This is a genomic window from Archangium sp. (assembly GCF_036388035.1).
Classification (GTDB): Bacteria; Myxococcota; Myxococcia; order Myxococcales; family Myxococcaceae; genus Archangium.
The window spans coordinates 1-13,469 of record NZ_DASVSO010000387.1 but is presented as its reverse complement, the minus strand read 5'-3'; the positions used below and the strand labels follow the sequence as shown (position 1 = coordinate 13,469).

The 13,469-nt window shown below is 69.3% G+C and carries 12 protein-coding genes and 1 pseudogene; 5 read left to right on the top strand and 8 right to left on the bottom strand.

The features are described from left to right. The coding region (locus VF697_RS15785; RefSeq protein ID WP_331095793.1) for a CARDB domain-containing protein at positions 1-521 on the bottom strand (521 nt) is incomplete at its 3' end. Positions 522-794: 273 nt separating this feature from the next. On the opposite strand from VF697_RS15785, the pseudogene VF697_RS15780 reads away from it, so the two are divergent. The 3 genes and pseudogenes from VF697_RS15780 to VF697_RS15770 all read left to right on the top strand — a co-directional run. Then, positions 795-1,199 (top strand): annotated as a pseudogene (locus VF697_RS15780) (class I SAM-dependent methyltransferase); the annotation flags it as partial. Beyond that, positions 1,166-2,191, top strand: coding sequence for an aldo/keto reductase (locus VF697_RS15775; protein WP_331095791.1), 1,026 nt, complete (start codon positions 1,166-1,168; stop codon positions 2,189-2,191). The pseudogene VF697_RS15780 and the gene VF697_RS15775, both read left to right, overlap by 34 nt. A 206-nt stretch (positions 2,192-2,397) precedes the next feature. After that, the gene (locus VF697_RS15770; protein ID WP_331095789.1) at positions 2,398-2,790 is read left to right on the top strand and encodes a hypothetical protein; all 393 of its coding nucleotides are present in this window, start codon (positions 2,398-2,400) and stop codon (positions 2,788-2,790) included. Positions 2,791-2,806: 16 nt separating this feature from the next. Here VF697_RS15770 and VF697_RS15765 read toward each other — a convergent pair whose 3' ends face one another. Further along, positions 2,807-4,813, bottom strand: a complete 2,007-nt coding sequence (locus tag VF697_RS15765; protein ID WP_331095787.1) for a response regulator — start codon at positions 4,811-4,813, stop codon at positions 2,807-2,809. A gap of 251 nt (positions 4,814-5,064) precedes the next feature. On the opposite strand from VF697_RS15765, the gene VF697_RS15760 reads away from it, so the two are divergent. Beyond that, on the top strand, positions 5,065-5,727 hold the full coding sequence (locus tag VF697_RS15760) for a glutathione S-transferase family protein (RefSeq protein WP_331095786.1): 663 nt from the start codon (positions 5,065-5,067) through the stop codon (positions 5,725-5,727). A 109-nt stretch (positions 5,728-5,836) separates the two neighbouring features. Here the strand turns inward: VF697_RS15760 and VF697_RS15755 are convergent, their stop codons facing one another. The 4 genes from VF697_RS15755 to VF697_RS15740 all read right to left on the bottom strand — a co-directional run bounded on the left by VF697_RS15755 (position 5,837) and on the right by VF697_RS15740 (position 10,030). After that, positions 5,837-6,964 (bottom strand): HEAT repeat domain-containing protein, encoded by a 1,128-nt coding sequence (locus VF697_RS15755; protein WP_331095785.1) that lies wholly within the window; start codon positions 6,962-6,964, stop codon positions 5,837-5,839. A 111-nt stretch (positions 6,965-7,075) separates the two neighbouring features. Continuing rightward, positions 7,076-7,240 (bottom strand): hypothetical protein, encoded by a 165-nt coding sequence (locus tag VF697_RS15750; RefSeq protein WP_331095783.1) that lies wholly within the window; start codon positions 7,238-7,240, stop codon positions 7,076-7,078. A gap of 164 nt (positions 7,241-7,404) precedes the next feature. Beyond that, positions 7,405-8,652: a lanthionine synthetase C family protein gene (locus VF697_RS15745; protein WP_331095782.1), complete on the bottom strand. Its 1,248-nt coding sequence runs from the start codon at positions 8,650-8,652 to the stop codon at positions 7,405-7,407. 118 nt (positions 8,653-8,770) lie between these two features. Continuing rightward, the gene (locus VF697_RS15740; RefSeq protein ID WP_331095781.1) at positions 8,771-10,030 is read right to left on the bottom strand and encodes a DEAD/DEAH box helicase; all 1,260 of its coding nucleotides are present in this window, start codon (positions 10,028-10,030) and stop codon (positions 8,771-8,773) included. A 422-nt stretch (positions 10,031-10,452) separates the two neighbouring features. Here VF697_RS15740 and VF697_RS15735 point away from each other — a divergent pair, with 422 nt between their 5' ends. Beyond that, on the top strand, positions 10,453-11,226 hold the full coding sequence (locus VF697_RS15735; protein ID WP_331095780.1) for a hypothetical protein: 774 nt from the start codon (positions 10,453-10,455) through the stop codon (positions 11,224-11,226). A 203-nt stretch (positions 11,227-11,429) separates the two neighbouring features. Here VF697_RS15735 and VF697_RS15730 read toward each other — a convergent pair whose 3' ends face one another. After that, the gene (locus tag VF697_RS15730) at positions 11,430-12,887 is read right to left on the bottom strand and encodes a hypothetical protein (RefSeq protein ID WP_331095779.1); all 1,458 of its coding nucleotides are present in this window, start codon (positions 12,885-12,887) and stop codon (positions 11,430-11,432) included. After that, positions 12,884-13,469, bottom strand: a 586-nt coding sequence (locus VF697_RS15725) for a hypothetical protein (RefSeq protein ID WP_331095778.1), incomplete at its 5' end; no start/stop codon positions are given. The genes VF697_RS15725 and VF697_RS15730, both read right to left, overlap by 4 nt.

The following is a 13,469-nucleotide window of genomic DNA, read 5'->3' as shown; positions in this document are numbered from 1 at the left end:
TCCGTGGACACCCGCACCTCCAGGTTCGTCTGCGGGCTGTCCATGAAGCCGCGGTTGCAGACGGACACCTCCGTGGTGAAGGCCCCGTAGGGCACGGCGCTCTCCGCCGCCTTGACGCTGGCCACCGTCAGGTTCGGCAACTCCCTGGTGACCATGACGTTGCCAACCAGGACGTTGTTGTCCTCCCGCTGCTCGGCGGACGAGTTCTGGGGATCGACGATGGCGCCGAGGTACCAGGTGCCTTCGCCGGGGGTCCACGCCGAAGCACTCGCGGTGTGGCACTGGCTGGTGTTCAGAGATGGAATCGACAGGGAGATGGAGCGGAAGTCGCTGGAGGTGATGGTGCTGTCGCTGGAGAAGTAGATCTCCGCCATCGTCGAGCTACTCATGGTGCCCTGGTTGCACACCGTGACGAGCACCAGGGGGGAGGTGCCGGAGGGTCGGGCGACGGCGGGCCCGTTGACGGCCGTGACGATGAGATCCGGCAAGGTGTTCAGAGCCGCCGGACTCGTGGCGATCACGTCAGGGCTCTTGGGCGGACCTTCTCCGGCCTCGGGCTCCCCTCCGCAACCCACTCCCGCCACCAGTACCACCAGGGCCAGCAAACCAGTTCGACTCAGCGTCGGCATGAACGCTCCAGGGGAAAAGCCAAGGGCAACCACTTCGCTCGCTATCCCAGAGTCCTGGGAATTCTCAACCGGAAAAGAATACTACGAACAGGCGGCAAGACCCAATAGCCCCGTTTTCCAGGGAATGAGCCAGGTTCCTCCCCGACAGGCAGAAGGACGCTCGACGACTGGGTCCGGACGTTCATCGCCGCGAACCCCGACGCGTCCGTGCTGCACCTGGGATGCGGTCTGGACACCCGCGTCTTCCGGGTCGCTCCACCCCCGAGCGTCCGCTGGTTCGACGTCGATTACCCAGAGATCATCGCGTTGAGGCGCCGCCTCTATCCCGAGCGCGACGGCTACGCGCTCATTGGCTCCTCCGTGGTCGCGCCGGCCTGGCTGAAGCAGGTTCCGGCCGAGCGGCCAGCGATGATCGTGGCCGAGGGACTCCTTCACATCCGAGCGTGTGTGGCAGTGCACGCGCGTTTGTGGCGTGTGGCCCGCGCGCGCGTTAGGGAGGGAGCCTCGCGGCGAGCACCGCTACACGGAGGGGCACGATGGAGTATCGCAAGCTGGGGAACAGCGGCCTGAAGGTGTCGACCCTGTGCCTGGGGACGATGACGTTCGGCGAGCCGTCCGAGGGCTCGATGATGCACGGGGTGGCCTCGGACGAGCAGACGTCCTTCGCCATCATGGACCGCGCGCTGGAGGCGGGCATCAACTTCTGGGACACGGCGAACGTGTACGGCAACGACGGGCTCACCGAGCGCGTGCTGGGCAACTGGTTCACCCAGTCCAAGCGCCGCGACGAGGTGGTGCTGGCCACCAAGTTCCGCTTCCGCATGGGCAAGGGGCCCAACGGCACCGGGGCCTCGCGCTACCACATCCGCTCCGCGGTGGAGGAGAGCCTGCGCCGGCTGAAGACGGACCGCATCGACCTGTACCAGGTGCACATGCAGGACATCGACACGCCGGAGGAGGAGACGCTCCGGGCGCTGGACGACCTGGTGCGCCAGGGCAAGGTGCTCTACATCGGCGCGAGCAACTACGCCGCCTACCGGCTGGTGGACAGCCTGTGGACGAGCAAGTCCCAGCTCCTCACCCGCTTCGTGGCGCTGCAGGCGCAGTACAGCCTGGTGGTGCGCGAGCTGGAGCGGGAGCACGTCCCGCTGTGCGAGCAGTTCGGCCTGGGCATCCTCCCGTGGTCACCGCTGGCGGGCGGATTCCTGTCGGGCAAGTACCGCAAGGGCCAGCCGCCGCCGGACGCCGGGCGCCTGGCGAAGTGGAAGGACCGGCTGGCGGGATTCGACACCCCGCGCCACTGGCGCACGCTGGAAGCGGTGGACGCGGTGGCCACCGAGCTGAAGGCCACCCCCTCGCAGGTGTCGCTGGCGTGGCTGCTGCGCAAGCGCGCGGTGACGTCCGTCGTCTTCGGGGCGCGCACCGTGGCGCAGCTGGAGGACAACCTGAAGGCGGCGGAGCTGAAGCTGGACGACGCGCAGCTCCAGCGCCTGGACGAGGCGAGTGCCCTGGAGCTGGGCTACCCGTACGACTTCATGCAGCGCCTCCAGGGCCGCTGGTAGCACGCGACGGGGGCGGATGGCTTGCGGCGCCCGGGCTGACGGCGTCATCCAGAGGGTGCGGCTCGGCGCCCCGCCCCAGCCGCTCGCTCCCGCCTTACGACCGCTCACCCAGGGCAGGCCCTGCCTCAGCCCCGTCCTGCGTTACCTCTGCTCCTGCCCGGCACGCCCGACCGCCGACCCACCCACCACGACGAAGGAGACGTTCCATGCGACCCCCCCACCCCCGCACCGCGTACCGCGCCGGCCTCGGCCTGGCGATCCTGGCCATCCTGCTGCTCGTCTGGCTGAGCCTGGGCGTCGGCATCATCGGCGCCGACGGAGACCCCGTGAACCGGGTGTACGGCACCGTGCTCGCCATCGGACTCGTCGGCGCGGTGCTCGCGCGGTTCCGGCCGCGGGGCATGGGGCGCACGGTGCTCGCCATGGCGGCCGCGCAGCTCGCGATCGCGGTGATCGCCTCGCTCGCCGGCTGGGGCATGCCCTACAGCGGGCCGGCCGAGATCCTGCTCCTCAACGCTTTCTTCGTCGCGATGTTCGTCGCGTCGGCGCTGCTGTTCCGGCATGCCGCGCGCACGCAGTCCGAGCCGGGCGTGGCATAGCCCGCCGCCGCACGGCTCACAGCTCGATGCGGTTGCGGCCCAGGACCTTGGCCCGGTACAGGCGCTCGTCCGCCAGGCGCAGCAGCGTCTCCAGGTCGGCGCCGTCCCCTGGCGTCTCCGCGAGCCCGGCGCTGAAGGTGACGCGGAAGCGCTGGCCCTTGTCCCCCTCGAATTCGATCCGCGACAGCTCCGCCGCCGTGCGCGCCAGGATGTCCCGTGCCCTGTCCGCCGTGGCTCCCAGCAAGGCCACCACGAACTCCTCGCCCCCCCACCGGCACCGCAGGTCCTCCCGGCGGAAGCGCGTCGCCAGCAGTCGTCCCATCTGCATCAGCACCCGGTCTCCCGCCAGGTGCCCATGGGTGTCGTTCACCTTCTTGAAGTGGTCCACGTCCAGGAAGCCCACCGTCAGCGGCCGGCTCAGCCGCTGGGCGTCGGCCAGCCGCGCGCGCAGGTTGTCCAGGAAGGGGCGGCGCAGCAACAGCCCCGTGAGGGCATCGCGCTCGGCGCGCTCGCGCGCCAGCCGCGTCCGCTCCAGCCGGGACTGCACGCGGGCCCACAGCTCCTCGCGCAGCACCGGCTTGGCGAGGTAGTCGTCCGCGCCCGACCGGAAGGCCGCCACCCGGAACTCCACCCCCGTGTGGGTGGTGATGAAGAGGATGGGCATCTCCCGCCACTCGGGCATGGAGCGCACGATGCGGCACAGGTCGAACCCGCTGGGGCCCGGCATCTCCACATCCAGCAGCAGCAGGTCCGGCCGGTGCTCGGCCAGCGCCTCCACCAGGCGATAGGGGTCTCCTATCCCCACCACCTCCACCAGGGCGCTGGTCAGGGCGGCGCTGAGGACACGCACCGCCTCGGGGTCATCATCCAGCACCAGCACGCGTGAGCGCTCCGGACGTCGGGTGGCCACCATCCGCTCCACCGCCTCCGTCAGGTCTCGCGCGGAGAAGGGCCGGGGCAGGTAGAGGGAGGCACCGGCATGGGCCGCCGCCACCCGGTAGGCCACGTCTCCCTCCGTTCCGAAGAAGGCCAGCGGCAGGGACTGCAACCCGTCCTCCCCGCGCAAGCGCGCCGCCGTGGTGAAGCCTCCCTCCCGGCCTCCCAGGTTGACGTGCAGCAGCGCTCCATCCAGTTCCCGCCGCAGCGCGGTCGCCACCACCTCGTCCGCGCTGCGCGCCGTCACCACCCGCACCAGCAGGTCCTTCCCCATCCGCTCCACTTCGGCCAGCCACGCCTCATCCTCGTCCGCCACCAACACCGTGCCCTGGGATTGCACCGGGCCCGCGCTCTCCACCAGCGTGGACACCGCGCCCTGGGCCACCTCGGCCAGTTCTTGCAACGCCCTGCGCACGGCGCCTGGGTCCACCGGGGCCTTGTCGTCCCGGGCCTGTTTCAGCAATGCCTCCAGGCGCCCCGCCGCCGCGCTCACCGCGCCGAAGCCGCAGGAGCCCGCCGTGCCATGAAGCTTGTGGGCATGCAGGTATGCCTCCCGCAGGGACTCGCGCTCGCCTTGCAGCACCCGCTCCACCACCGCTGTCAGCAGCCGGACCTTGTCCCCCAGCAGGGCGCCATACTCGGAGCTCAACGCCGCCATGGCGGCGATCACCTCGTCACTGGCGCCCTCCAGCAGCGACGCCGAGCGCGAGTCCGCGGGCTCGGCCAGCACCTGCTCCACCCAGAAGAACAGCTCCTGGGGGGTGTAGGGCTTGTGCACCACCCGCGCCACCCGGAGCTGCCGGCTGAGGTGGTCGTGGCTCGTGAGATCCTTCCAGAAGGCGGAGGCGAAGACGATGGGGAGGGTTGGCTCCGTCTGGCGCAGTTCCTGGATGAACTCCACCCCGCTCATCCCCGGGAGCATTCCATCCACGATGGTGGCGTCCACCCGGACGCGTGCCAGCACCTCGCGCGCCTCCGCGGCGGTACGGGCCGACTCCACGCGGTAGCCCCGATCGCGCAGGTAGGTGGAGACGAGCGCCTGCAGGTCTGCATCGTCATCGAGGAAGAGAAGCGTTCCGCGACTCATACGGACACCTCGGGTGGGGCGGGTGGAATCATGGGAGGGCTCGCACGGAAGCGGACGGGTATCGCGTGCCAGTCTAGCGAGGCCGGAACGGGACAGGCGTGCAGGTTCAGCGAAGCACCTCACTTCACGCGGAGTGGTGCGCGACCCGGACGCAAGTGCCGGGAAGGTGTCAAAGGACTCGTCACGGCAGCGCTTGCGGCCGGCGGCCCAACGCCTCGACAGCGGGTGGACACGGTATCCATATTCCTGGAATGCTCACGCTCTACTGCTTCGGCCGCGTCAACTCGAAGGTAGTGGGTCTCACGCGCGATTTGCGCGCCCTGTGGACACTCGAGGAGCTGGGCGTGCCCTACCGGGTGCACGGCCTGGATCATCCCGCGGGGGAACTCAGCAGCGAGGAGTACCGGCGGCTGAACCCCTTCGCTCAGGTGCCGGTGCTCGAGGACGACGGCTTCGTGCTCACCGAGACGGGCGCGATCCTGCTGTACCTGGCGGAGAAGACAGGCAGATTGATGCCCGCGGATCTCCAGGGCCGCGCCCAGGTGACGCGCTGGTGCTTCGCCGCGCTCAACACCCTGGAGCCCCCGCTGTTCCAGATCGTGATGATCGATCTGCTCGGCGCCGCCGATCCCACCGGCGCGCAGCGGCGTCCCGAGCTGGTGCAGTGGGCCGGGCGCGGGCTGACAGCGCTCGAGGACTGGCTTCGGGAGCGTCCGTATCTCACCGGCGAGGCGTTCACCGTGGCGGACATCCTGATGACCACGGTGCTGCGCGAGGTGCGCAACGCGGGCGTGCTCGACGGTTTCCCCCGGGTCTCCGCCTACCGCGAGCGCTGTGAGGCACGGCCCGCCTGGCGGCGGACGCTGGAGGCCTATGAGCAGCGCCTCGGGGCCCCGGCGGGCAGCGCGCGCTAGGAGCTTGTCGGAGTACCCCACCGGAGAGGGTGGGCCAGAGGGGTGATGCCCCAGGTGGTCCTTCAGAAGAGGGGCGAGTTCTGGTTGAAAGTCAGAACCTCGACCGGCTTCAGTCGTCGCCGGGCCGGGGGTCCCCCCGACTGGCGAGGTCCAAGAGGGTCTCCAGGGTCCGGTCGAGTGGCCACTCCTCGGCGAAACACTCGTCGTGCTCCAGCGCCTCGCACCCGGTGACGTGGTCCTCGAGAGCCCGCCGCCGTGCCTCCTCCAAGGCCTCCCACAGCTTTCGGGCGAGCGTGCACACCCAAGCGTCCGGCTCGCGCAGGTGCCCCGCCTCGAGCCGTGCCTCCAGACACTCCAGCGCGTCCCGCGCGGCCCAGGCGCTCTCCCTGTCGTAATCCTCGGTGGAGTCGCGCCAGTACCTCAGCGCCACCTCCAGCAACCACGCGTCCGCCTCATCCTGGGGGCCGGGCTCCAGCAGGCCGATCAGGAGCGAGTCCAGCCCGGGCCGCCCATGCTGGGTGAAGGGCCGCAGACATTCCCACGGGAGCCGCACCCGCTGTGCCGCGTAGAGCTCCAACACGAACCGGAGCGTCCCCTCGGGCGCATCCACCAGCGCCGCCAGGAGTTCCCGATCCCCGCCCAGGGCACACGCACCCCGCACCCACTCCCGGCGCAGCTCCAGGTCGGGCTCGAGCTGGAGACGGGACACGACCACCTCGGGCAGGCCGTCCCCCGAGAGCCCGGCCCATTCCAGCAGCTTGTCGGCGACGGCGCGTCGCACCTCGAGGCTCTCGTCCCCCACCCTGGCGGCCACCGCGCTCCGGAGGAAGGCGGGCGTGTGGGGCGGGAGGTAGGCGATGGCGGCCCAGCGCACCTCGCCGGAGGCATCCGCCTCCAGCCGCTCGTGGAGGACCCGCCAGGACCCGGCGTCCTCGGGGCGGCCGATCATCGCGAGGTACTGGCAGGCCACGGCCCGCACCGCCGCGTCGAAGTCCTGGCTCGCGAGGGTGGCCAGCACCGCCCGCTCCTGGTAGCCCGCGAGCACGACCACCAGATGCCTGCGCACTCCTGGCTCCGGCTCGGTGAGCGCGCCCTGGACGAGGTCGGGGCGGATCGTTCCTCCCAGGCGCAAGGCCAGGGCCCAGGCGGCGCGGACGCGCTCGGGAGCCTCCCCCGCCTCGAGCAGGGAGCGGAGCACCTCGGTGTCCAGGTGGGCGAGTTCGGCGAAGTCACGCATGCGCACCCGGGCTCCCCTCGAAATTGAATCGGTGGGCTGAAAAAAACGGCCGGAAGGATGGCGCATTCCACCCCTCCAGCCTCGGGTACAGCCGACGAGCCTCTACCGCTACTACCCGAGATACGCGGTGCGCGCCTCGATATAGGTGCAGCCGCAGCCCGTGCCGCCCACGACCTGATCGAGCGTGCTCAGCTGGGAGTCCTGCAGCTCGCGCAGCGTCTCCTTCTTCAGCGACAGCGACACCGACAGCTTCGGCTTCTTCTCGTTGTTCGTCATGGAGCCCTCTCTTTTTTCTGGGGGTGATGCCAGGACGGAACCAGGAGGCAGCGGTCACCGCCCAAGGCCAGAGCATCCTAGGCCTCGAATAAGCGACTCGAAACAGAAAAATTAATCCTTCTTCTCCGAGAGGCGTTGGCCGGAGGACGGCACCTGGCTGCTGACTACAGGTTGGGGACCTGGAGGGAGAAGAGGAAGGACTGGTCCCAGTCCGGCTCGTGCCCGGTGGCGGCGGCCAGCAGCGCGAGCCCGATGCCCGCGGCGCCGAACTGGAGGCTGACATCGGGCCGCTGCGGATTCTGCTCGAAGCAGTAGCCACCGGGGCCCTGGCCCGGCTGGCGCAGCGCCAGGGTGTGCTCGAACCAGCGCACCGCCGCCTCCTCGAAGACGGGACGGCGCGTGGCGTGGAAGAGCCGCAGGAAGAGCAGGGCCGTGCCCGCCGTGCCGCAGCACAGGTTCGCACTGGGCGAGAAGGGCCGCCGATCCAACGCCTCGCGCGCCACGGCCTCCGCCCACGCGAGCGTGCGGGCCTGCCACTCCGGGTGTCCCCACGTCCGCGTCGCCCACCACAGCACGGCGGTGATGCCGGGAGTGCCCACGCACCAGCTGAAGCGCTCGTCCATGACGCGCTCGTCGCCATGCAGGTAGTGGGGGAAGTCCGGGCGCCCGTCGGGGCCCGCCTGGCCCGCCACCCACGTCAGGCCCCCTTCGAGCAGCGCCGCCGCGCGCTCCCGCGAGATGCCGTGCGCGTGGGCCGCGGCCAGCAGGGCCATCGCGCCGGGCATGCCGTGTGCCAGCCCCAGGGTGTAGACGCCGCGGGGGAAGCGCTTGGGATCGCCATAGAGGGGCAGGTACCTCTCCGGCATGGGCCAGCGGAGGCCCTGGGGGGTGTGCTCGGCGGCCCCGTCGATCAGGGCCACCATGCGCTCCAGCATCCGGCGCGCGGAGGGATGGGGCAGGCGCTCGAGCGCGTACAGCCCCATGCCCGCCACTCCGTCGCGGATGTCGCAGGGGTGCGGCCAGGGGGAGCGCTCCAGCTCCCGGGCGATCGCCTCGTCCACCGGGCCGCACACCTCCTCCACGTCCATGTCCGGGTAGCGCGCCGCCAGATGGGCGGCGACCCAGCCCAGCCCGCCCAGGCCACTGTGGAGGCCGACCGCCGGCCGTTCGATCTGGAGCGTCTCCAGCGCCGCCCACTGGAGGTGTTGGGCCACCCTGTCGAGCAGGTTCGCGTCCAGCGTCCGGGCCGCGGCCTCGAAGAAGAGGGCCATGCCCTGATGGCCCTCCAGCAGGCTCATCCTGCGCTGGATGACCCGCGGCGCGCGGGAGATGTCGTGGACGATGGCCTCGGCCGCTTCCAGTGCCTGGGCGCGCAGGGCACCGGAGAGAACGGGCGTCCAGGTGTCGCTCATCGATACCGCTCCTTGGGGGATGTCCTTGCCGCGCGTGGAAGGTATCAAAGGACTCGTTCCAACACCTCGCTCCTTCCGCGCCGTCCGACACCTTGGAGCTGCGCCCTGAGCCCGGGCGCTATGGCTTGCGCCTGGCGCTCAGCGCCGCCGCGGCCGCCGCCTCGCGCAGCTTGTCCTTCTTGCTCTTGCGCTTGCCCTTCACGCCACCGTGCGGGTCCTGCGTCGGCGGGGTGAGCTCGGTCGGCTCGAAACCCTCGATGCGCTCGCGCGGAAGGTCGAGGTGGTGGCGGCGCTCGATGAGACGGAAGTGGGCCTCGGTGCTCGCGCTGACGAAGCTGACCGCCATGCCCGGCTGTCCGGCCCGGCCCGTGCGGCCGATGCGATGCACGTAGTCCACCGTGGAGCGTGGCAGGTCGTAGTTCACCACCGCGAGCAGCTGCGCGATGTCCAGGCCGCGGGCGGCCACGTCGGTCGCGACGAGGACCCTCACGCGCTGGGCCTTGAAGTCCGCGAGCGCCTGGGTGCGCGCGCCCTGGCTCAGCTCGCCGTGCAGGGTCGCCGTGGGGATGGAGGCGCGGTTCAGCTTCAGCGCGAGGTGGTCCGCCCCGTGGCGGCTGGCCACGAAGACGAGGACCTGGGGCCACGCGTGGGTCTCGAGCAGCCGGCGCAGCAACATCGTGCGCTTGCCGGTGTCCACCGCGATGGCGCGCTGGACGAGGGGCGCCGCGGCGGGCAGCGCGGCGGTCTCCACCTGGATCCGGACGGGCTCGCGCAGCAGCTGCGCGGCGAGCGCCTGCACCGCCTGCGGGAAGGTGGCGGAGAAGAGCAGGTTCTGCCGGCGGGCGGGCAGCAGCGCGAGCAGGCGCGTCAGCTCGTCGGCGAAGCCCAGCGAGAACAGCCGGTCGGCCTCGTCGAGCACCAGGGTCTCCACCGACGAGAGCCGCAGGGCCTTCTGCTCCACGAGGTCCAACGCGCGCCCCGGGGTGGCCACCACGAGGTCCGCGCCACCGCGCAGCGCCATCATCTGGGGGTTGGCCGAGACGCCGCCGACCGCCAGGCAGCTCTTGAGCGGGCTCGGCAGGTAGCGGCCGTAGCGTCCGATGGCCTCGGCAATCTGGGCGGCGAGCTCGCGAGTGGGGACGAGAAGGAGGGCGCGCACCTGCCGTGGCGTGCGTCCCGGGCGCATGCTCAGGGAGTGCAGCAGGGGCAGGAGGAACGCCGCGGTCTTCCCGGAGCCCGTCCGGGCCGAGGCCCAGACGTCCTGGCCCCGCAGCACCGCCGGGATGGCCTCGCGCTGGACCGGCGTGGGCGCGTCGTAGCCGAGCTCTGCCACGGCCCGGATGAGCGCCTCCGAGAGGCCGAGCGAAGTGAAGGTCATGGGGAGGGCTGCCTCGGGGCGAGGGGCGCGAGGGAGGGCGTGCGCCGGGGGCCGGCAGTCTACCTGGAGAAGGCCACCGAGGCAGTATGGCGAAAGGCGCCGCTCCGGACTCCGGACATCCACCCTGTGGAGGGTTTGGTTGCGCATGTCGGCTTGGAGCGGTCCCGAACAACACGGCGGCGCGTCTGGCGACGGCTCCAGAGCGCGGTTGCGGTCCGTTGGGCGCTAGCGCGAGCTGCCCGCCGGGGCCCCGAGGCGCTGCTCATCTGGCCGCCCGACTGGGCACTTGCGAAAGCAACTCCAGGACACCTGTGAGTAGGCCTCCACCTGACGAACCGAGTACCTCCTGGAAGTAGGGCTCGCTCCATGCGAACAAGAGCATCTGGCCTCCAGCAGGTGGGGCGGCCAGCGAGGAGGTACGCGTGGACGAGGAGAAGAAGGCCGAAGCGAGCGGGGAGGAGCCGGAGCGGTTGGGGCCGTACCTGATACAGGAGCAGGTACAGCAGTCCACCGGCAGCCAGGAGGAACTCTATCTGGCCACGCACGAGACGAGCGGGGCCACGGCCCTGGTGCGCAAGCACTCCGCGCAGGAGGCAAAGGCACCGGGAAAGCACTGGGGGGTGCGCCTGGGCTCCTGGGCCTCACGAGGCTACTCCGCCATGGAGGTGGAGCACACCGACTGGACCAGGGCCCAGGACAGACAGTCGGCGGAGTCGCTGCTGTTCACGTTGGAGAATGCGCTCGAGGAAGTGCGGCGCATGCTCCGCGCCGTGTCCGCCCCCCCCGAGCCCCGCCTCCGATGGCGCCTGGGGTTGGGCGTGGTGAGCGCCGCCACGGTGTGCGCCCTGCTCTTCGCGCTGGTGCATCTGGCCTCGGTGTCCCAACCCCCGAGCGCCCCGCCAGCGCCCCTGAGCCAAGAGGAGCCCACGGCAGCCGGGACATCGGACTTCCGCGCTTGGCTCTCGGACACCACCCCCCAGGAGCAAACCGTGTTCGCCCGACCTCTCCCCAAAGAGCCCTTCAAAGGACAGAAGCGTCCCCCCTGCACGCGCTACACCGAGGTCGAGCTCGTCGGCGCCTGCTGGGCGCCTCATGAGCTGAAGGCCCCGTGCCCGGAGGACCTCTTCGAGTACCAGGGCAAGTGCTACCTGCCCTCGTTCAGCGCCAAGCCGCCGCCCTCGTCGCTCGGGCAGTGAGGCGCGCGGGCCCCTCGCGTCCGGCACCCGGGTTCGCTCGTCCTCCACCTGCCTTGCCGGGCTGGGTGTCAGACGACATGTCGGGGTGGTACCGCTACGATTCCTTTGACACCTCCCCAGCGGTCCTCGGAAGCGTTTATCCACCCGGCATGAGCCGGCTCATGCTCCGCCGACTCGCCTGACTGCCCCAGTTCAACACCCGCTCAGAGTGGTGCCGTCCCACCCTTCTTGAGGAGTTTGGCCGCTACTCGGAACAAATCGGGCATATCGAGGCGTCCATCCGTGCGCCTCAACATCACGCCGATGCGCTCAAGCGCAACATAGAGATCGCTTTCATCACAATTAGCATTCTCGGGAACCGGGGGCAGGTAGTCCATCTTTTTGGCGTCAGCGAGGGCATCTTGCAGCGTGCGCGCCTTGCGCCAGACTTTAAAAACATCGTCCTCGTCTTGTGGCAGTAGGAGCCCCGCGAGCGGTGCGAGCACTCCCTTGATCCACGGAAACTCCTGGTGCAACTGATCGACTCGAGTTTTCGATGCAGCCCGTAGGCCGTGCCGGACACCATCGGGGGTGATCACGCGGTCTGGTGGCGCCGCACCGTACTTCGCCGCAGCAATAGCGAGGCCCAGGAAGCTACGAGGCGTGACCTCGTCGAAGGCGTCACCGAGGTGTGCTAACGGCCAGTCGTATGTATTGCCTTTCTTATAGCCGTGTGGGCCATCAGCCATGTAGGGGCCAGCCAACGCAGCCATCAACCGCTTTTGTTCCCCAATATCGTGCGCAAGGGTCCAATTCCTCGCGAGGATCTCGTTTCGAGAGCCTATGGGTAGCTTGAGGTTGGTGAGCAGTCGCTCGAATGGCTCTGCCGCGTCACCGAGCGCTAAGCGGGCGAAGAGCAATCCGTAGAGATCAGTGCCTGGCCACGTCAACCGCACTGCGCCCGTCCGCAACTTTGGCAACTCGACGAACCGGAGGGCGTCGTCCTCAAGCTGATCTGGTCGCAGGAATAGCTTGAGGCGAATGGCGCGATACGCCCGCATGGACCAGACGACCTCAAGAAGAGCCTGCGTCAGGAGCCGCCGCCGGGGCCACGAACTCGCTGTAGTGTCCAGCGCGTCGTAGACGATGAGCAGTGTCCTGTTGCTATCACGCAGCGCTTGCTCGTTAGCTGCGAGCACCTCCTCACGCGCTTCTAGATCCCTCGCCGAAGGTAGCAACTTGTATAGTTTTGGCGGCGGCTGTCCTGCCGCTTGAGCCAGGGCGCTGAGGATGGTGGCCCACCAGAATGCGCGGGCGTCCTTGTCATCCGCATTTTGGGGAACACACGCATCAAGCTTCTCGCGGCCGATACCCTCGGGGCCATCTAGGCCGGTGAAGCCGAACTGGACCTGCAGGCGCTTGAGGCCGAGTTTTGGATAAGCAGCGGCGGCGGCCTTCCTCAATTCCACGTTGCCCAGCACACCTGCCCAGAAGCTCTTCCCTGTTCCGCGAGCGCCCAGAACAAGCGGTGCCACGGGGTCGATTGCTACTGCGTGAGTCTCCGGTGCGTAGAATTCCTCAAGCTTGGGTGCTTGGCTGCCAATCGCATCAGTGGACACGTCGGCCGGCAGGGACGCGATGGCTTGGCGAATCGCCTGGAAGTCGGCAGAGGGTGTCTTCATGGGCTCACCTGAGCTTCCGCAAAGAGTGCGCTCTCAATCCGGTCGATAAGTTCCCCGTATACTGTGCGATACACGGACTCTGACAGGAGGTCGCGCCGTCGGTGGGGATCGAAGCGCTGGAATCGCGTGTCGTCGAGCACGGCTAGGGGTTCGCGCGAACCTCGATCCTCGGGCAGAACCTCCTCATCGGGCACGGTGTCGTCCCAGGGGATATCACTGAACGTGCCTGCCGGCAGAAGGGCCGCCTTGGCTGATTCGAACGGACGTGGGCTCAGTCCAGCCTGGGTAAAGAGCGTGAAGCACCGCTGCTTGAAACCGGCGCGCTCACCGGCATCCAAGGGCGCCTTGCCTTGTACCATCGTCAGGCGCTCGACCCACTCTGGGAGGGGGCCTTCGGGCGGGATAAAGCGCGCCAAATGGGCCAGGAGTGCAGCGTAGCCCTGAAAGGTCTGGGGCTCATCTAGACCGAACAACAGAACCTCAGCGCCCAAGCCCAGAACGGAGGAGGCCGTAGTTTCATGAAGGCCTGCACGGGCATCAACTAGGATGACGTCATACCGTTCTGGTGTCGCGAAGTGGTCT

Excerpts from the sequence above, each read along its gene's own strand:
- VF697_RS15775 (WP_331095791.1), top strand. The coding sequence starts at position 1,166 with ATGGAGTATCGCAAGCTGGGGAACAGCGGCCTGAAGGTGTCGACCCTG.
- VF697_RS15770 (WP_331095789.1), top strand. The coding sequence starts at position 2,398 with ATGCGACCCCCCCACCCCCGCACCGCGTACCGCGCCGGCCTCGGCCTG.
- VF697_RS15765 (WP_331095787.1), bottom strand. The coding sequence starts at position 4,813 with ATGAGTCGCGGAACGCTTCTCTTCCTCGATGACGATGCAGACCTGCAG.
- VF697_RS15760 (WP_331095786.1), top strand. The coding sequence starts at position 5,065 with ATGCTCACGCTCTACTGCTTCGGCCGCGTCAACTCGAAGGTAGTGGGT.
- VF697_RS15755 (WP_331095785.1), bottom strand. The coding sequence starts at position 6,964 with ATGCGTGACTTCGCCGAACTCGCCCACCTGGACACCGAGGTGCTCCGC.
- VF697_RS15750 (WP_331095783.1), bottom strand. The coding sequence starts at position 7,240 with ATGACGAACAACGAGAAGAAGCCGAAGCTGTCGGTGTCGCTGTCGCTG.
- VF697_RS15745 (WP_331095782.1), bottom strand. The coding sequence starts at position 8,652 with ATGAGCGACACCTGGACGCCCGTTCTCTCCGGTGCCCTGCGCGCCCAG.
- VF697_RS15740 (WP_331095781.1), bottom strand. The coding sequence starts at position 10,030 with ATGACCTTCACTTCGCTCGGCCTCTCGGAGGCGCTCATCCGGGCCGTG.
- VF697_RS15730 (WP_331095779.1), bottom strand. The coding sequence starts at position 12,887 with ATGAAGACACCCTCTGCCGACTTCCAGGCGATTCGCCAAGCCATCGCG.